The organism is Neisseria sicca, assembly GCF_014054945.1.
Classification (GTDB): Bacteria; Pseudomonadota; Gammaproteobacteria; order Burkholderiales; family Neisseriaceae; genus Neisseria; species Neisseria sicca.
In genome coordinates this window covers 1727386-1745284 of sequence record NZ_CP059566.1, presented here as the reverse complement: position 1 = coordinate 1745284, position 17899 = coordinate 1727386, and the positions used below count along the sequence as shown (strand labels likewise).

The 17899-nt window shown below is 50.5% G+C and carries 13 protein-coding genes and 1 pseudogene; 9 read left to right on the top strand and 5 right to left on the bottom strand.

Annotated elements, in window-relative coordinates; genetic code table 11:
- Window positions 1-16 precede the first annotated feature (16 nt).
- The 7 genes from fabD (at window position 17) to fabG (ending at window position 11522) form a co-directional block, all read left to right on the top strand.
- The gene (fabD, locus tag H3L95_RS08380) at window positions 17-943 is read left to right on the top strand and encodes an ACP S-malonyltransferase (RefSeq protein WP_003756604.1); all 927 of its coding nucleotides are present in this window, start codon (window positions 17-19) and stop codon (window positions 941-943) included.
- A 302-nt stretch (window positions 944-1245) separates the two neighbouring features.
- Window positions 1246-3099 carry a lipid A export permease/ATP-binding protein MsbA gene (gene msbA, locus H3L95_RS08375; protein ID WP_003756602.1) on the top strand — a complete coding sequence of 618 codons (1854 nt, stop codon included), beginning with the start codon at window positions 1246-1248 and terminating at the stop codon, window positions 3097-3099.
- 112 nt (window positions 3100-3211) lie between these two features.
- Window positions 3212-6931: a glycosyltransferase gene (locus H3L95_RS08370; protein ID WP_003756600.1), complete on the top strand. Its 3720-nt coding sequence runs from the start codon at window positions 3212-3214 to the stop codon at window positions 6929-6931.
- 142 nt (window positions 6932-7073) lie between these two features.
- Window positions 7074-8078 (top strand): WaaS/CpsH family glycosyltransferase, encoded by a 1005-nt coding sequence (locus H3L95_RS08365; protein ID WP_003756598.1) that lies wholly within the window; start codon window positions 7074-7076, stop codon window positions 8076-8078.
- A 118-nt stretch (window positions 8079-8196) separates the two neighbouring features.
- Window positions 8197-9261 carry a WaaS/CpsH family glycosyltransferase gene (locus H3L95_RS08360; protein ID WP_003756597.1) on the top strand — a complete coding sequence of 355 codons (1065 nt, stop codon included), beginning with the start codon at window positions 8197-8199 and terminating at the stop codon, window positions 9259-9261.
- A 318-nt stretch (window positions 9262-9579) separates the two neighbouring features.
- Window positions 9580-10647 (top strand): WaaS/CpsH family glycosyltransferase, encoded by a 1068-nt coding sequence (locus tag H3L95_RS08355; protein ID WP_003756595.1) that lies wholly within the window; start codon window positions 9580-9582, stop codon window positions 10645-10647.
- Window positions 10648-10775: 128 nt separating this feature from the next.
- Entirely contained in the window at window positions 10776-11522 is a 747-nt protein-coding gene (fabG, locus tag H3L95_RS08350) for a 3-oxoacyl-ACP reductase FabG (RefSeq protein WP_003756594.1), read from the top strand.
- Here fabG and H3L95_RS14225 read toward each other — a convergent pair.
- The 3 genes and pseudogenes from H3L95_RS14225 to lspA all read right to left on the bottom strand — a co-directional run.
- Window positions 11500-11717 (bottom strand): annotated as a pseudogene (locus tag H3L95_RS14225) (hypothetical protein); the annotation flags it as partial. The gene fabG and the pseudogene H3L95_RS14225 overlap by 23 nt on opposite strands.
- 52 nt (window positions 11718-11769) lie before the next feature.
- Window positions 11770-12738 carry a 4-hydroxy-3-methylbut-2-enyl diphosphate reductase gene (ispH, locus tag H3L95_RS08345; RefSeq protein WP_003756592.1) on the bottom strand — a complete coding sequence of 323 codons (969 nt, stop codon included), beginning with the start codon at window positions 12736-12738 and terminating at the stop codon, window positions 11770-11772.
- Between the two features lie 26 nt (window positions 12739-12764).
- A complete protein-coding gene (gene lspA / locus H3L95_RS08340; RefSeq protein WP_003756590.1) occupies window positions 12765-13283 on the bottom strand; it encodes a signal peptidase II in 519 nt (172 codons plus the stop codon).
- A 251-nt stretch (window positions 13284-13534) separates the two neighbouring features.
- On the opposite strand from lspA, the gene H3L95_RS08335 reads away from it, so the two are divergent.
- Window positions 13535-13906, top strand: a complete 372-nt coding sequence (locus H3L95_RS08335) for a hypothetical protein (protein ID WP_003756585.1) — start codon at window positions 13535-13537, stop codon at window positions 13904-13906.
- A 407-nt stretch (window positions 13907-14313) separates the two neighbouring features.
- A complete protein-coding gene (locus tag H3L95_RS08330) occupies window positions 14314-15735 on the top strand; it encodes a surface lipoprotein assembly modifier (protein ID WP_182096249.1) in 1422 nt (473 codons plus the stop codon).
- A gap of 91 nt (window positions 15736-15826) precedes the next feature.
- On the opposite strand, the gene glnA is transcribed toward H3L95_RS08330, so the two are convergent.
- Together glnA and H3L95_RS08320 are read right to left on the bottom strand one after the other, a co-directional pair.
- Window positions 15827-17245, bottom strand: a complete 1419-nt coding sequence (glnA, locus tag H3L95_RS08325; protein WP_003756580.1) for a type I glutamate--ammonia ligase — start codon at window positions 17243-17245, stop codon at window positions 15827-15829.
- Window positions 17246-17506: 261 nt separating this feature from the next.
- Window positions 17507-17896: a surface-adhesin E family protein gene (locus H3L95_RS08320; RefSeq protein WP_003756575.1), complete on the bottom strand. Its 390-nt coding sequence runs from the start codon at window positions 17894-17896 to the stop codon at window positions 17507-17509.
- Window positions 17897-17899 lie beyond the last annotated feature (3 nt).

The following is a 17899-nucleotide window of genomic DNA, read 5'->3' as shown; positions in this document are numbered from 1 at the left end:
GAAACAAAGGAATATCATGTCTTTTGCATTTTTCTTCCCCGGTCAGGGTTCGCAAAGCCTCAATATGATGGACGGTTTCGCAGGACAATCAGTCGTAAAAAACACCTTCGACGAAGCTTCTGCCGTCTTGGGTCAAGATTTGTGGGCGATGATTAACGGTACGGACGCCGACCTCATCGGGCAGACCGTGAATACGCAGCCCATTATGCTGGCTGCCGGTGTTGCCGTTTACCGTGCCTATCTTGAAGCGGGCGGCAAAACGCCAGCCGTCGTTGCCGGCCACAGCCTCGGCGAATACACCGCACTTGTTGCTGCCGGTGCATTGGATTTTGCGGATGCAGTCAAACTCGTCCGACTGCGCGCCGAACTGATGCAGTCTGCCGTACCGCAAGGCGTAGGTGCGATGGCGGCGATCCTCGGCTTGGAAGATGAACAGGTTAAAGCCATTTGTGCAGAAGCCGCGCAAGGCGAAGTGGTCGAAGCCGTCAACTTCAATTCACCCGGACAAGTCGTGATTGCGGGCAATGCCGCCGCTGTCGAGCGCGCCATGAATGCAGCCAAAGAAGCGGGAGCCAAACGCGCACTGCCGCTGCCTGTATCCGTTCCTTCGCATTGCAGCCTGATGAAGCCTGCTGCGGAAAAACTTGCCGAAGCGCTCAAAACCGTCGAAATCAGACAGCCGCAAATCCGCGTCATCCATAATGCCGATGTTGCCGCTTACGACGATGCAGAGAAAATCAAAGATGCACTTGTCCGCCAGCTTTACAGTCCTGTACGCTGGACGGAAACCGTCAACGCGCTCGTTGCAGAAGGTATTACCGAATCCGCCGAATGCGGACCGGGCAAAGTGTTGGCAGGTTTGGCAAAACGCATCAACAAAGAAGCCGTGTGCAGCGCTTTGACCAATTCCGAACAAGTCGCGGCCTTTATCGAAGCACATTAAATTTGCCGCCTTGTCTGTTTCAGACGACCTTTCTTAATGAAAGGTCGTTTTTTAATGCCTGTCGGTTGTGTTCGCATAGGGAGGTGCAGACAGCAGGAGGGTGTTTCTTATTCCAATCCACTATCAATTTATTTTGAACATTTAAGGTCGTCTGAAAAAACTTTACAGAAATAAAAATCGTTATTCATTTAAAAACAGCAATTTCGTCGCATCGGTAACTTCGTTGCGATATAATTATAGGCTTTACCAATCCGACAGATTGATAAAATATTCAATCTGCATTAATCCGGAACACCGAGCCAATGATAGAAAAACTGACCTTCGGCCTGTTTACCCAAGAAGATTCGCGCAGCTTCATGCGCTTGATGGCTTACATCCGTCCTTATAAAGTCCGCATCATTTTTGCGTTAATTGCTATCTTTGGCGTCGCCGCCACCGAAAGCTATCTTGCCGCCTTTATTGCCCCCTTGGTCAACCAAGGCTTCGCTCCGCCTTCCGCTCCGCCCGAACTCAATACCGCAGGCGGCATCGTCGCCACGCTGCAAAACTGGAAAGACCAATTTACCTACCTGATTTGGGGTACGCCTAACAAAGTCTGGGTTGTACCGATATTTTTTATCTTTTTGGTCATTATTCGAGGCATCAGCCGCTATGTCAGCACATATCTGCTGACTTGGGTTTCCGTCATGGCAATCAGCCATCTGCGCCGCGATATGTTTGCCAAAATGCTGCAACTCTCTTCCAAATTCCATCAGGAAACCCCGTCCGGCACAGTTTTAATGAACATGGTGCAAATGGCGGAATCATCCATCAGCAATGCCAGCAATGTTTTTATCGTACTGACCCGCGACACCATGATTGTCATCGGTTTGGTCTGCGTCCTGCTGTATTTGAACTGGCAGCTCAGCCTGATTGTCGCCCTGATGTTCCCGTTGCTGTCTTTACTGTCCCGCTATTACCGCAACCGTCTGAAAGATATCATTGCCAGTGCGCAGCAAAGTATCGGTACGCTCAATAACGTCGTTAACGAAGTCCACCAAGGACACCGCGTGGTCAAGCTCTTCGGCGGTCAGAAGAAAGCGTCCGAACGCTTTGCCGAAGTCAATGACACCATCGTCCGTCTCGGTAAAAAAATCACACAAGCCAGCGCGGCGCGTTCTCCGTTCAGCGAGTTGATTGCATCGTTTGCTTTGGCGGTCGTCATCTTTATCGCCCTTTGGCAGAGTCAGCAAGGCTATACCACCATCGGCGAATTTATGGCGTTTATCGTTGCCATGTTGCAAATGCTCGGTCCGATCAAAAACTTGGCGAACATCAGCATCCCCATGCAGACCATGTTTATCGCTTCGGATGCGGTTTGTCAGTTCCTTGATACCGAGCCTGAACAAGACAAGGGCACCAAACATCTGAAAAACGTTTCAGGTCGTCTGAAATTCGAAAACGTCGATGTCCGCTACCACGAAGACGGTAAAAAAGCCTTGGACGGCTTCAATCTCAACATCCGCCAAGGTGAACGTGTTGCACTGGTCGGACGCTCAGGCAGCGGCAAATCCACCGTCGTCAACCTGCTTCCGCGTTTTGTCGAGCCAAGTTCCGGCGCGGTTTATTTAGATGATGTGAATATCGAAGACATCAAACTCGACAACCTGCGTTCCCAATTCGCCCTTGTTTCCCAAGATGTTTTCCTGTTTGACGACACTCTTTTGGAAAACGTCCGTTACAGCCGTCCCGATGCCACTGAAGAAGAAGTATTGGCAGCCCTCAAAGCCGCGAATTTGAAAGACTTGGTTGAAAGTTCGCCATACGGCTTGAACCAACCGATAGGCGCAAACGGCAATCAGCTCTCCGGCGGTCAGCGTCAACGCGTCGCCATTGCACGCGCCATTTTGAAAGATGCCCCCATCCTGCTTTTGGACGAAGCCACCAGCGCGCTGGACAACGAATCCGAACGCCTCGTCCAACAAGCCCTCGAGCGCCTGATGGAAAACCGCACCAGCATCATCGTCGCCCACCGCCTGACCACCGTCGAACAAGCCGACCGCATCATCGTTATGGATGAAGGCCATATTGTCGAACAAGGCACACACAGCGAGCTGATGGCTCAAAACGGCTATTACTCCATGTTGCGCAATATGCCGAAGCAGGCAGCAGGTTGATTTTCAGACGACCTGTCGGTCAGTTGAAGGACGATTTGCCTAAGAGGTCGTCTGAAAACACCGAGCCGAAAGACAAGGAAGGCTGCCGAACAGACAGAAAGGAACTATCCGCATGAATCATCAAGCCCAGTCCCCCACCGTCTCCGTGATGATCCCTTACTACAACTGTAAGGAATACATTGTAGAAACCATCCAGTCCGTCCTTAGCCAAAGCCATCAGAATTTTGAAATCATCATTGTTGACGACGGCTCCGACCCGGAACACGCCGATTATTTGAGGGAGTTTCTGGCGGACAAGCCCGCCATACGTTACGCCGTACAAAACAATCAAGGCGTTGCCGCCGCCCGAAACCATGCGGCGCGGCTGGCGGGGGGCAAATACTTCCTGTTTCTCGATTCAGACGACCTCATCCTGCCGGATTACATCGAAAAATGCGTTACGGTTTTGGAAAACAATCCCGACTGTAAGTTGGTGTATCCGTTGGCGGAATATTTCGATGCGCAAGAAGGCTTATGGAATCTGCCGGATTATGACGGTTTGGAAAGCCTGTTGATGGGCAACCGTTTCCCTTCATCCGTCTCCATGCACCGCGCTGAAGATTTTGCCGCCTTGGGTGGATTTGATGAAAACCTGACGACACATGAAGACTGGGATTTCTGGATACGCCTCTTAAGCAACGGCGGAACCGTTATCCGTATTCCGGAAGTGTTGTTCCGCTACCGCAAACGCCGTGACGGGTCATCGCTGATCAACCGCTTGGAGCAAAATCCTGATTTAAACCGCGAAGACTGGCAAAAAGTCTACGAAAAAAACCGCGCGCTGTTTATGCAATATCATTTGGGATATTCCGACTGTATTCAAAAAATATCCTTACTAGAACAACAAATCCAATCTTTATCCGAGCTAAACCTTCAATTGCGAGAAGACAATACCAATATGCAAAATCAAAACCAAGAATTGCAGCATGTCATGGCAAAACTGCTGCAACAAACCGAACTGTCTGTCAAGCAGACCGAGTCTCTGCAACAGCAAATCGACATGTTGATGCAGTTGATGGTGCGCAGCCAGGCAGCAGAAGAGCAATCAAAAGAACAAGAAAAACAAATCAAACTGCTGAAAAAACAAATCGATACCTTGCAGCAGGAAAAACAGTCGCTCGAACACACCATTCATACCTTGAACGAAAACAGACAATCGTTCGAGCAAACCATACACGGACTCAATGAAAACCGTGCTTTATTGGAACAGCACATCCGTCAGGAAAGCCAACGGTTGGCGAAATACAAAGGCTTGTGGACGGTTAAGGTATTCAAGCCGTTCGTTAAAACCGAACAGGCCATCAGCTCTGCCAACCGCTACCGTAAAGGCTTCCGTCTTTTGGTGCGCGAGAAGGGCAGTATCGGCAAGGCATATCAGTTTTTACGCCGCCATTACAAGCAGACCCATTCGATTAAAAGCGTGAAACAGCTTTTAAAAACAGTTGGTTCTTCGCCCGTTGTTGCACAGGAAGTGCTCGGCGTTCAGGCAGACCCAATTCCGCAAACGTTTATTCAGCGGCTGACCAAACATGCTGCCGACACGCTTGCGCCTAAAGTTGCCATCATTGCCGAACTCAGTATTCCACAATGCAAAAAATACCGCGTCATCCAAAAGCAGGAAATGCTTGAGGAGCTGGGCATTCCTTGTTCTGTTACCTCGTGGACGGACAGCAATGAGGCTAAGAAACAGATTTCTTTGGCAAGTTTGGTGATTTTCTACCGTGTTCCCGGTTTTGACAGCGTGATGGATTTGATTGCGGAATGCCGTCGTCTGAATATCAAAACATTATGGGATGTCGATGATTTGATTTTTGACGAAGATGTCCTGAAAACCAGCAGCACCATCAATTCGCTTGAACCGGCCGAAAGAGAGGGCGTGATCAACGGCGCAAAACTTTACCGTCAAGCCATGTTGGCGTGCGACGAAGGCATCGCTTCGACTTCCGGGCTGGCAAAAGCCATGAAGGAAGCAGGTTTGGAAACCGTTTATGTGGTTGAAAACGCGTTGGATGATGAAACGCTGGCAGCGGCGCACAGCATCGAGGGTCGTCTGAAAAAACAAGAAGACGGCTTGATTCGGATTATTTACGGTTCGGGCACCAAAACACACAACATCGACTTTTTGGAAGCCGCTCCCGCGCTTGCCAACATATTGAAAGAAAATCCGAATGTCAGGTTTAGAATCATCGGCTATTTGGAGCTGCCCGAATATTTCGACGATGTACAAAGCCAAATCGAGCGCATCCCATTTTGCAACTACACGGAATACCTGACTTATTTGTCCGAATGCGACATCAGCATCGCGCCTTTGGAAAACTTCGTTTTCAACGATGCCAAGAGTAACATTAAATATCTTGAAGCATCGATTACCAAAGTGGCATCCGTATGTTCGCCAAGGGCGGCTTTTGCCGATGTGATTGTCAACGGCGAAAACGGCTTTCTGGCAGACAGCGAACGGCAATGGCATGAAGCGTTCGCTACCCTGATTCAAAATCCCGAACTGCGCGACAGTATGGCGCAGGCGGCATACCGTACGGTTACGGAAACGTACAGCCCGCAAGCCATCGGCAGCACGCAGCTTGCACCCGCCATCCGTTTTGAATCTGCCGCAAAAGGGAAAACCAAAGTCTTATCGTTTAATGTTTACTATCATCCGCAATCGTTTGGCGGGGCGACAATTGTTGCCGAGCAACTGAACAAACTGCTTGCCGATGAAGAAGCCTATGAAATATATGCGGTAACGACTTTGCCGATGAAGAGCTGGCTGCCGCCGTACAGCGTCATCCGTTACGAATACGGCAAAGTGACCGTTTTCGGCGTTGCCGTTCCTTCAGAAGATGCAGCCGCCCACGAAAACCCGCGTTTTGATGAAGCCGTCAAAGACATCATCGAACTCGTACAGCCTGACATCGCCCATATCCACTGCATTCAAAGCATGGGCGTCGGTATGGTCGATATTTGTCGGGAAGCTGGTGTCAAAACCCTTGTTACCCTGCATGACGCATGGTGGATTTGTCCGAACCAGTTCATGCTCGACGAAAATGAAGTCTTCCGCGAGCAATGGAATACCGAAGACGAACGGAGCAAAACCATAGCCCGCTCTTTGTCAAAAATCGATATGTTGCTTGCGCCCAGCAAATATTTTGCCGAGCTGCATGAAAGAACTTTGGGTAGGAACGTCCTCGTCAACAAAAACGGCGTTACCCGCCCCTTGGGTCAAATATCCAAACGGAAAAAAGACATTATCCGCTTCGGTTATGTCGGCGGAAAAACCAAAATTAAAGGCGTTCATCTGATTTTGGACGCCTTCAGGAAACACCGTTTCCCCAATACCGAACTGGTTGTCGTGGACAATATGCTCAATGTCGGAGCACGTTCGTTTTTTGACAGCGATTTCGACGGTGTGGAACGCTTCCGCATCGAACCTGCTTACAGCCAAGATACCATCGACCATTTTTTCTCGGAAATCGATGTTTTGCTGTTCCCGACCCAATGGAAAGAAAGTTTCGGCTTGACGGTCAGGGAAGCAGTGTTGCGTGATGTTTGGGTAATCGCCACGGATGCTGGCGGTGTGTCCGAAGACATTATCGACGGCGAAAACGGCACGGTCATTCCGTTTGACAGCGGCGTGGAAGAATTGAGCCGCGCCATTGCCGAAGTTTGCGAACGCTATCAAGCGATGGACGATGGCGCAGTCATTGAATTGCCGAAAAGCCATATTCGGACTTTTGCGGAACAAAAAGACGAATTGGCAGGCCTATATCAAGAAATACTGTCGAACCGAGCAGATTGATGTTTTCAGACGACCCTTTCGATGGCAGCAAAGGGTCGTCTGAAAATGACAGCGAATGAATTTAAATCTGTACAGCGTTGTGCCGCCAAGCCAATATCCAATGAGTTGAAGTACCTAAGATTAACCGCCCCGCACCCGAATCATGAATAAAACCATCATCCTTGCCGTTCCCTATATGTACGAACTCGACAAGTGCATCGAAAAAAACCTGCGTTTTTTGGGGTTCGACGTCGTCAACCTTTGTTACGACGACAGGGATTCTTTTTATCCCAATATGGCGAGCAGGGTGAAAAACTTATATTACAAATATGTTGCCAAAGACGGCGACTACAAAAAGGTTTTGAAATATAGCCGCTATCGGGATGACATTGCGCGCAAGCTGGGTTCGTTAAACGGCAAAAAAGCGGATTACGCCTTGTGTATCCGTGCCAACATTTATCCCAAAGAAATCATTGCTGCCATTCGTGCGCACAGTGAAATATGCGTCAATTACCAATGGGACGGCATCGGGAGATTTCCCGATATCTTGGAATATTTGGACTATTTTGACCAATGCTGGGTTTTCGACCCGCAAGATATTAAGCAATATCCGGAGTGCGGATTCAAAGCCACGACCAACTTCTACTTCGATTTGCCTGTCCCCGAACTGCCGTCAAACGACGGTCTCTATTTCCTCGGTGGCTACGAATTGAGGAGGGAAGGGCAGACCAAGCATTTCATCAGCGAAGCGGAACGCCTCGGGTTGCCTTTGGATTTCCATATTTATTGCAAAGACGACCGCGCCGAAAAAGCCTTCGGTACCAAAGGCATCACATATCTCGACCGCAGCAGCATTCTTAGTTTTGAAAACAATTTAAGCAAGGTACAAAGCTGCGGGGCAGTGGTCGATTTTGCCCAGTTTGACCATTACGGTTTGTCGTTCCGCATTTTCGATGCCCTGCGATTCGATAAAAAACTGATTACGACCAACCAAAGCATACGCGACACCGACCTTTATCATCCTGACAATGTGTTTTTATGGGATGGCGGCAGCTTGGACGAATTGCCTGATTTCTTGGCGCGTCCGTATCAGCCGGTCAGTCCGGATATCAAAGAAAAATATTCGTTTACCCAATGGCTTAACCGTATGCTCGGTATCGGCAATTAATGAAGGCGAACCTGTGCCGCAGCCGTTTTAAGAATTTCATCATTGCCTGATTGTATAGTGGTTTAAAGTTAATCCACTATATTTTCAGACGACCCTTCCTCTTTACCGTACGACGATTATGAAAAAGAAAACCGTTATCCTGGCTATGCCGGAGCTGTTTAAAATCCACGAGCTCATCATTGAGAATCTGGAAAAATGCGGCTTCAACGTACTGTCCCTGACTTACGAAGAAAAAGAATTCAAATACAAAAGCATCTTCCAACGTATGCAGAAAATCTGGTACCGCAACGTCCTCGGACGAATGGATTTCAAGAAACGGGTGATGTTCCGTTTGGTGGAAGAGCGGCTGGAAGCGTTGTTGGAACAATATCCCGAGCAGGCAGATTATTGCTTCATGATTTGGCTGGGCGCGTATCCGAAAGAGTTTATTTCCAAGCTGCGCAACCACGCTAAACTGATGGTCTATTACAACTGGGAAGCGCTGACTTTCTTGAAAGAAGATTTTGAAAATATCGAATTTTTCGACAAATTTTATTTCTTCGATCCATTTGATCAAAACAAGCTGCCCGAATACGACCATGTATTGCATCCGACCACAAGTTTCTATTTCGACAGCTTCACGCCGTCTGAAAAAACCGAAAACAAAATCCTCTTTATCGGATCGTACGCAGAAGACCGCAACAGCGACATCCGCGCATTCTGCGATGCTGCACGCGCCATCGGTTTGGATATCGACTTCCGACTGGCGAGCAAGAAAATTGCCGAAGAGCAAGCCGCACTGGGCATCCCCGAAGTACAGTTCTTCTCGTTTGCCAACGCGTTGTCTTACCGCCAGAATTTAGAAGAAGCCGCCAAATCCTCCGTATTGGTCGACTTCCTCAACCGCAAGCATTACGGCTTGTCTTTGCGGATTTTTGAGGCCATTGGTTTGGATAAAAAACTGATTACCACCAATCCGACCATCGTGCATTACGATTTTTACCATCCCGACAATATGTTCTACTGGAACGGCAGCAATCTCGACGAACTCAAAGACTTCCTGACCCGACCGTTCGTCCCCATCGCGCCGGAATTGAAACGCAAATACAGCTTCAGCAACTGGATAAACTGCGCATTCGATATCGAGCCGAACATACCGATCGGGCTGCCGCATATCGACAGGGATGCCATTAAGCAGATATAGCGGAGAAGCAGATTTGCGGGATAGGCGGTACAAATAAAAGGGAAAATATTCACTGAGTGCTTCGGCACTTTCAAAGTCTATTCACAATAAACGATGTTTTGCGGACGCCGGCTGTTCAAACGCAGGCGGTTTGTCCGTTAAAAGACATCTTTCACATCGAAAATGTACGGTTTGCCGTACCTTCTCCCGCTTGCCGTTTCCCGAATCTGAAACCTATCCTGTTTTCAAAGGTCAGTTTGAACAGGGCAACAAGATATTTATTCATCTGTATAACAATAATAAGTTGATGATTTTAAAATCAATAGGAGGACACACACCATGTCTCGGAAACCTATTATCCTATTAGGCATGTACCAAGTTAACGACATTTATAAATTGCTTATCCAAAATTTAGAAAAACAAGGATTTCAAGTTGTCGATATCAGCTACAACCATATCGCGCCCCCTTTCAAGTATTCGTCTTTAAAAATGAGGCTGGGGGCATTCTGGTGCAAAAAAGTCCTGAAGCAGAAAAAGAAAAAAGAAATTTTGAGAAAAAAAGCCCGGCTTCGGCATTTCACGAAAATTTATCAAGAAATGATGGAGAAAATAAAGACATACGAGTATTTTGATTACGCATTGTTTTTAAACGGACAAATCTATCCGAAGTATCTGCTGGAACAGGTCAAGCGAAAAACCGAAAAGCTGATGGTGGCCTACCAATGGGACGGGTTGGACAGATTTCCCAAAATATGGGAGAGCATCGATATTTTCGACAAAGTGTATGCCTTCGATCCTGAAGATAACCGGAAATATCGCGATAAAGTCATTCCCGCCGCCAATTTTTATTTTGAAGTAGACCAACCAACCGATACCGACAACCGCTACGATTTTTATTTTCTGGGCTCGCATGTTCCCGATCTCGGCAGGGACAAAGCCATTTCGACTTTTTCCGAATATGCCGAAAAGAAAGGCTGGAAAATCGATTTCACGATATTCCATGTCAACGACGGCAGTTTGAACGAACATTCCGATGTTTATCCCGACAGTATCAAAGCGACGGCAGAGCCGCTCACGTTCGAGGACAACATCAAACGCGAAATGCAAAGCCGCGTCTTGCTGGATTTTAAAGCAGCGGTGCATACGGGTTTATCGTTTCGGACAATCGAGTCGGTCGGCTATCGGAAAAAGCTCATTACCACCAATGCCGAAGTTGCCAAATACGATTTTTATCATCCCGACAATATCTATATTTGGGACGGCAAAACCTTTGACGGTATGGAAGCGTTTCTCGACAAACCCTATCGCGAGTTGCCGCCCGAAATCTACCAAAAATACAGCTTCGACAACTGGTTGAGATACATATTGGATCTGCCTCCGTATCAAGAAATCACGTTACCCGAGTAAGCCTCTTTGAGGTCGTCTGAAAGCCTTTGATGTTTTCAGACGACCTCAAAAATTAGATTCATCACACTATTTATGCTATAAGGTCGTCTGAAATCAACAGACTCCATTCCCAAAACAAGGAAGTAAACATGAGCACACAAGATTTAAGCGGCAAAGTCGCATTGGTAACAGGCGCATCACGCGGTATCGGCGCGGCGATTGCCGACACGCTGGCGGCGGCAGGTGCCAAAGTCATCGGTACGGCAACCAGCGAAAGCGGCGCGGCAGCGATTAGCGAGCGTCTGGCGCAATGGGGCGGCGAAGGCCGTGCATTAAATTCCGCCGAACCCGAAACCATCGAAAACCTGATCGCCGACATCGAGAAAGAATTCGGCAAGCTGGATATTCTGGTCAACAACGCCGGCATCACCCGCGACAACCTCCTGATGCGTATGAAAGAAGAAGAGTGGGACGATATCATGCAGGTCAACCTCAAATCCGTGTTCCGCGCCTCTAAAGCCGTATTGCGCGGCATGATGAAGCAGCGCGCCGGCCGCATCATCAACATCACATCCGTTGTCGGCGTGATGGGCAATGCCGGTCAGACCAACTATGCCGCGGCAAAAGCGGGCTTGATCGGTTTCTCCAAATCCATGGCACGCGAAGTCGGCAGCCGCGGCATTACCGTCAACTGCGTCGCCCCCGGTTTTATCGATACCGACATGACCCGCGCGCTGCCTGAAGAAACCCGCAAAACCTTCGAAGCGCAAACTTCGTTGGGCAAATTCGGCGAAGCGCAGGACATCGCCGATGCGGTATTGTTCCTCGCTTCCGACCAAGCGAAATACATCACCGGTCAAACGCTGCACGTCAACGGCGGGATGTTGATGCCTTGATTCGGCTGGCAAAATATAGTGGATTAACTTTAAACCAGTACGGCGTTGCCTCGCCTTAGCTCAAAGAGAACGATTCTCTAAGGTGCTGAAGCACCAAGTGAATCGGTTCCGTACTATCTGTACTGTCTGCGGCTTCGTCGCCTTGTCCTGATTTAAAGTTAATCCACTATAAAGAAGGTCGTCTGAAAACGGATTTCAGACGACCTTTTTGTTTTGCCGCTTGGATGAAAAGGCTGGGATAAACAGTTTAACCTTTGTTCAATATCTGTTTGTTTTCGCCTTCGCGCCGCAGCTCTTTGGGGAGGACGAAGACGATGCTTTCTTCCGCACCTTCGCCTTCGCGTATGGTTTCGTGTCCCCATTGCTGTATGGTTTGCAGGACTTCCCTGACCAAAACTTCGGGGGCGGACGCGCCGGCGGTTACGCCGACTTTGTGTTTGCCTTCGAACCATTCGCGTTGCAGGTAGCCGGCGTTGTCGACCATATAGGCATCGACGCCGCGTTGGGCGGCGACTTCGCGCAGGCGGTTGCTGTTGGAAGAGTTGGGCGAGCCGACGACGATGACGATGTCGCATTCTTCCGCCAATTCTTTGACGGCGGTTTGGCGGTTGGTCGTGGCGTAGCAGATGTCTTCTTTGTGGGGGTTGCGGATGTTGGGGAAACGGGCGTTCAGCGCGGCGATGATGTCTTTGGTTTCATCGACGGACAGGGTAGTTTGGCTGACGTAGGCGAGTTTGTCGGGGTTTTTGACTTGCAGTCCGGCGACGTCTTCAACGGTTTCGACCAGCAGCATCCTGCCGGGCGGAAGCTGTCCCATGGTGCCTTCGACTTCGACGTGGCCTTTATGTCCGATCATGATGATTTCGCAGTCTTGCGCGTCGAGGCGGGCGACTTCTTTGTGGACTTTGGTCACGAGCGGGCAGGTGGCATCGAATACGCGGAACCCGCGTTCGGCGGCTTCCTGTTGCACGGCTTTGGAAACGCCGTGTGCCGAGTAAATCAGGATGGCGCCTTTGGGTACGTCGGCGAGGTCTTCGATGAATACCGCGCCCTTTTCGCGCAGGTTGTCCACGACGAATTTGTTGTGGACGACTTCGTGGCGGACGTAAACCGGTGCGCCGAATTCTTCCAGCGCGCGCTCGACGATGCTGATGGCGCGGTCAACGCCGGCGCAGAAGCCGCGCGGGTTGGCAAGGATGATGGTTTTTTGGGTCATGTGTATGGTCCGGATTTCAGACGACCTTATGGGTTGTCGGTTGTTGGTTCGTCGGTCGGTTTGGGTTGTTTTTTGTGGAACAGTCCGTCTAAAACCAATAAAACGGCACCGACGCAGATAAAGCTGTCGGCAACATTAAACGCGGGATAACTCCAATCCTTCCAGTAAAACAGTAGGAAATCAACGACATGACCATGAATCAAGCGGTCGATGGCATTGCCAAGCGCGCCGCCGATAATCATGGCGGCGCCGATTTTGCCGGAAAGGCGGAACTCGTCGCGCAGGATGGCGCGGGCGAGATAGGCGCTGATGACGAGTGCCAGCCCTAAGAAAAAGAATTTCTGCCAGCCGCCTTGGTCGGCAAGGAAACTGAACGCCGCGCCGGGGTTGTAGGCAAGGGTCAGGTCGAATAAGGAAGGGATGATGTTGAGTCGCTCACCTTCTTGGAAGTGGGCGAGGATTTCCCATTTGGTCAGTTGGTCAAGCGCGATGCCGGTCAGCGCAATCAGCAGGTAGGCGGTTTTTTTGGAAAGGGAGGAAGACATTTGGTTGAAGCTGCCTGAATAAAAACAAAGCGGCTATTTTACCCGAAAGCGCAAAAGCCGTGTTTCAAAAGGTCGTCTGAAACCTTTTATTACAGCCAAGGCGCAGGGTTTTGCAGGGTTATCGCAAAACCGCGTAAACGCTGCGTGCAAAAACACTGTCATACGTAAAACAAGGTTTATTTGCTTGATAGGGTGTTGCCTTGCCGATAACATGGCGGCGTTTTTATATGCCTTCCCCGAAAGGATACAGTATGGCTAAAACAAAATCTTTACTGGCAACCGGCATTTTGGCGCTTTTCTCCGCCACCGCTTTCGCCGCCCCGCTTCCTGCCGAAATTTACCGTCCCGCAGGCGCGCATACGGTTAAAGCCGACCGTCAGGGCAACGGCGAATTCGAATACGAAGCCGAGCTGCCCGCACGCGGCAACCCGATTCCGTCTTTGGCGAAAAAAGTCATCGCCCACGCGCGCAGCAAAGGTTTTCAAGTGGTCGAATCTGAAATCAAACACGACGATGCCGATTTGAAATTCAAACGCGGCAGACAAGAATTGGACGTGTCCATCGAAAACAAAGGACACGGCCGCATCGAATACAAAGCTGATTTAGACTTGGACAAACGCTAAATCGAAAAATACCGGAAAGGTCGTCTGAAAAGAGGTTTCAGACGACCTTTCTTGTTTGGTTGGATAAACAGAACCAAACGGTAGAGCAGGGCATTTACTGTGGTTTAGGTCAAAGCCGAATCATGCCGTATCGTTTTATTTGCCACCGCAATATTTTGTTTTACTGTAAAACACGGTAAAATCCGCGCTCAAAACAATATAGTGGATTAACTAAATCAGGACAAGGCGACGAAGCCGCAGACAGTACAGATAGTACGGCAAGGCGAGGCAACGCCGTACTGGTTTAAAGTTAATCCACTATATAAAGCAAAACCATGCCCGAAAGCACCCAAATGCTCGATATGGTTTCGCCTCAAATAAAAAACGCAGATTCATGCGCCATTGCAACCCAAACGTCTTACGAAATCATGAAAACACTCTTACTCCTCTCCCTGCTCGCCGTGTCCGCAGCAGAAGCCGCCGACGTGCCGTCCGAGCCTCAAAACCAGCCTGCCCCCGAGTTGCAGGTCAAAACGGCAGAACCTGCCCCCGTCGAAGAAGCAGCGGCCAAGCCTGCTGCCGAAACGTCGTCTGAAAAAGTCGTCAACGTCGATGCCAAAACCCTGCTCGACAATCCCCAATTGCTTTCCCGCGCCATGTATTCCGCCGTTGTGTCGCGCAACATCGCGGGCATCAAAGTCGTCCTGCCGATTTACGAACAATGGCCGGGACACGATAAAAACATGGCGCTCTACGCGCACGGATTGGTTGCCCAAGATGAAGGCAAAATGAAAGAAGCCATCGGGTATTACCGTCAATTTATCGCCGAAAACCCCAATGCCCCCGTCGTCCGCTGGCAGCTTGCCACCGCTTTGTTTGAAGACAAGCAAAACGAAGCCGCCGCCGACCAGTTCGACAAACTCAAAACAGAAGCCAACCTGCCCGAGCCGCTCGTCAAAGGCATCGAATCCTACCGCAAAGCATTGCGCGAGCGCGATTCGTGGAAATTCAATGCCGGCTTGAGCGTTACCCGCGAACAAAACATCAACCAAGCGCCCAGCCGCCGCACATACGGCAACTGGACCTTCCCCGAGCCTATCGACGCTACCGCCATCAACTACCAACTCGGCGCAGAGAAAAAATGGTCGCTGCCCAAAGGCTGGTACGTTACGGCAGGCGCGGACAATTACGGCAAAATTTATCCCGAACAAACCAAGTATAACGACGTGACCACCCGCTTTTCGGTAGGCGCAGGCTACGCCGACCAGCGCAACGACATCGGCTTGACCCCGTTCCACGAACGCCGCTTCTACGGCAACGACCCGTATACCTACTCCAGCGGTGCGCGCCTGCACATCAACCGCTGGTGGCAGCCTAAGCTGCAAACCTTGAGCGCCGTTGAAATGGGTCGTCTGAAAAACACCCGCCGCGCCCGTTCCGACAGCAACAACCGCCTGTTGAGCAATTCCGTCGTCTATTACCGAAACGCCCGCCAATACTGGGTCGGCGGTTTCGACATTTATCAGGAACGCAATAAAGAAGACAAATCGGACAGCTTCGACCGTTACAGCCTCCGTACCGCATGGGGGCAGGAATGGGGCAAAGGGCTGTCCACCATGTTGCGGCTGAGTGCGGCACAACGCCGTTATCAAACGCCCAGCCTTTTGAGCGGTCAGGAAAACCGCCGCGATAAAGAAGCGGATATTTCTCTCGCCGTGTGGCACCGCGCTTTCCACTTCAAAGGCATCACCCCGCGCCTGACCGTCGCCCACCACAAAACGTGGAGCAACGACAAATACTACGAATACGGCAAAACCAGAATGTTTGTCGAATTCAGCAAAACGTTCTGACGGTTTGCTTTGAGCGATAAAAAAGGTCGTCTGAAAACCTTGTTTCTAGGTTTTCAGACGACCTTTCGTTTAGCCCGACAGGAAATGCGGATTACAGGCTGTAATACATTTCAAATTCCAACGGGTGCGGCGCCATGCGGATGCGGCGTACGTCTTCTTCTTTGAAGGCGATGTAGCTGTCGATCCAGTCTTTGCTGAACACGCCGCCGCGCAGCAGGAATTCGTGGTCGGCTTTGAGGGCGGCGAGGGCTTCTTCCAAAGAGGCGCAGACGGTTGGGACGAGTGCGTCTTCTTCCGGCGGCAGGTCGTAGAGGTTTTTATCGGCTGGGTCGCCCGGGTGGATTTTGTTTTGAATGCCGTCCAAACCCGCCATCAGCAGGGCGGCGAACGCCAAGTATGGGTTGGCGGTCGGGTCGGGGAAGCGCGCTTCGATGCGGCGTGCCTTGCTGCTGTTCACGGATGGGATGCGGATGGATGCGGAACGGTTTTTGGCAGAGTAGGCAAGCTTGGTCGGCGCTTCGAAGTGCGGCACGAGGCGTTTGTAGGAGTTTGTGGACGGATTGGTAATCGCGTTCAGGGCTTTGGCGTGTTTGATGATGCCGCCGATGTAGTAGAGCGCGGTGTCGCTCAAGCCGGCATAGCCGTCGCCTGCGAACAGGTTTTGACCGTCTTTCCAGATGGATTGGTGGACGTGCATGCCGCTGCCGTTGTCGCCCATGATGGGTTTGGGCATGAAGGTGGCGGTTTTGCCGAAATTGTGGGCAACGTTTTGGATAACGTATTTCATGTCTTGGGTTTGGTCGGCGCGTTTGACTAAGGTGGCGAAGCGCGTGCCGATTTCCATTTGGCTGCCGGTGCCGACTTCGGCGTGGTGGACTTCGACTTCGATGCCGAGTTCTTCCAAAATGTTCACCATGGCGGAACGCAGGTCTTGTCCGGCGTCAATCGGTGCGACGGGCGCGTAGCCGCCTTTGATGGTGGGGCGGTGGCCGGTGTTTTGACCGTCCATGTGCAGGCCGCTTGCCCATGCGCCGCTTTCGGACGTGATTTCGTAACGGGTTTTGTGCATGTCGGTTTCAAACTCTACGCCATCGAAGACGAAGAATTCGGGTTCGGGGCCGAAGTAGGCCGTGTCGCCGATGCCGGAGGATTTGAGGTAGGCTTCGGCGCGGCGGGCGATGGAACGCGGGTCGCGGTCGTAGCCTTGACCGTCGGCGGGGTCGATGACGTCGCAGGTGAGGACGACGGTGGTGTCGTCGTAGAAGGGGTCGATGAAGGCAGTCGCGGGGTCGGGGCGCAACTGCATGTCGGATGCCTGAATGCCTTTCCACCCGCCGATGGACGAGCCGTCAAACGCCTGACCGTTTTCAAACCACTCTTCGGGGTCGTCGAGGACGATGCGGGCGGGGACGGTGAAGTGGTGCTGCTTGCCTTTGGTATCGGTGAAGCGCAAATCTACGAAGCGGGCTTCGCTTTCTTCAATCAGTTTTACTGCGTCTTTGATAGACATTTTCGGCTCCTAAATGGGAAGTAACGGATATGGAATCTCGCGGAAAATCTGCTGCATTTTATCACGCCGAAGGTCGTCTGAAACCGCAAATCCGTTAAATTTCTGACTTGCGGAATATAGTTTCAGACGACCTGATTGTCAACAATATGCTTCGGTTTGTCTGTTCAAAAGCGGAATTCCCGCCCTTTTGTCCGAATGCCGACAAAACAGATGCCGTCTGAAAGCAGTTCAGACGGCATCTGTTGTTTAGTTTGAAAACGGTCAGCGAGGATCGTGGTTGCAGACAAATTTGTACTGAGCCTCTCCAATCGAACCGGGAATAGCATAACTCCAATCATCATAGGATGGTGTATAAGAACCGATAGAGTTTCCCGATTTGGAATACCACGTAATCGTCAAAAACCTATAACGTTTACCACTGCAATCCATTTCTCCCAACGTTTTCACTGTATTATAAAATTTTCCATTGCTATGCTTTTGCGGCTTGGCATACCTTGCTTCAAACCATGCTCTATCGTCCGTACGGCTGTCTGCATCACCAAACAAGGTAGCAGTATTGTCATTGCTAATACCTAACCACACCCAATCCGCCGCCACCGCCGGCGTTGCCAACCCCAATGCAAATACTGCCAAGCACAACATCTTTTTCATGTC

Bases quoted from the DNA above. Each gene is read 5' to 3' on its own strand.
- fabD (WP_003756604.1), top strand. From the start codon at position 17: ATGTCTTTTGCATTTTTCTTCCCCGGTCAGGGTTCGCAAAGCCTCAAT.
- msbA (WP_003756602.1), top strand. From the start codon at position 1,246: ATGATAGAAAAACTGACCTTCGGCCTGTTTACCCAAGAAGATTCGCGC.
- H3L95_RS08370 (WP_003756600.1), top strand. From the start codon at position 3,212: ATGAATCATCAAGCCCAGTCCCCCACCGTCTCCGTGATGATCCCTTAC.
- H3L95_RS08365 (WP_003756598.1), top strand. From the start codon at position 7,074: ATGAATAAAACCATCATCCTTGCCGTTCCCTATATGTACGAACTCGAC.
- H3L95_RS08360 (WP_003756597.1), top strand. From the start codon at position 8,197: ATGAAAAAGAAAACCGTTATCCTGGCTATGCCGGAGCTGTTTAAAATC.
- H3L95_RS08355 (WP_003756595.1), top strand. From the start codon at position 9,580: ATGTCTCGGAAACCTATTATCCTATTAGGCATGTACCAAGTTAACGAC.
- fabG (WP_003756594.1), top strand. From the start codon at position 10,776: ATGAGCACACAAGATTTAAGCGGCAAAGTCGCATTGGTAACAGGCGCA.
- ispH (WP_003756592.1), bottom strand. From the start codon at position 12,738: ATGACCCAAAAAACCATCATCCTTGCCAACCCGCGCGGCTTCTGCGCC.
- lspA (WP_003756590.1), bottom strand. From the start codon at position 13,283: ATGTCTTCCTCCCTTTCCAAAAAAACCGCCTACCTGCTGATTGCGCTG.
- H3L95_RS08335 (WP_003756585.1), top strand. From the start codon at position 13,535: ATGGCTAAAACAAAATCTTTACTGGCAACCGGCATTTTGGCGCTTTTC.
- H3L95_RS08330 (WP_182096249.1), top strand. From the start codon at position 14,314: ATGAAAACACTCTTACTCCTCTCCCTGCTCGCCGTGTCCGCAGCAGAA.
- glnA (WP_003756580.1), bottom strand. From the start codon at position 17,245: ATGTCTATCAAAGACGCAGTAAAACTGATTGAAGAAAGCGAAGCCCGC.
- H3L95_RS08320 (WP_003756575.1), bottom strand. From the start codon at position 17,896: ATGAAAAAGATGTTGTGCTTGGCAGTATTTGCATTGGGGTTGGCAACG.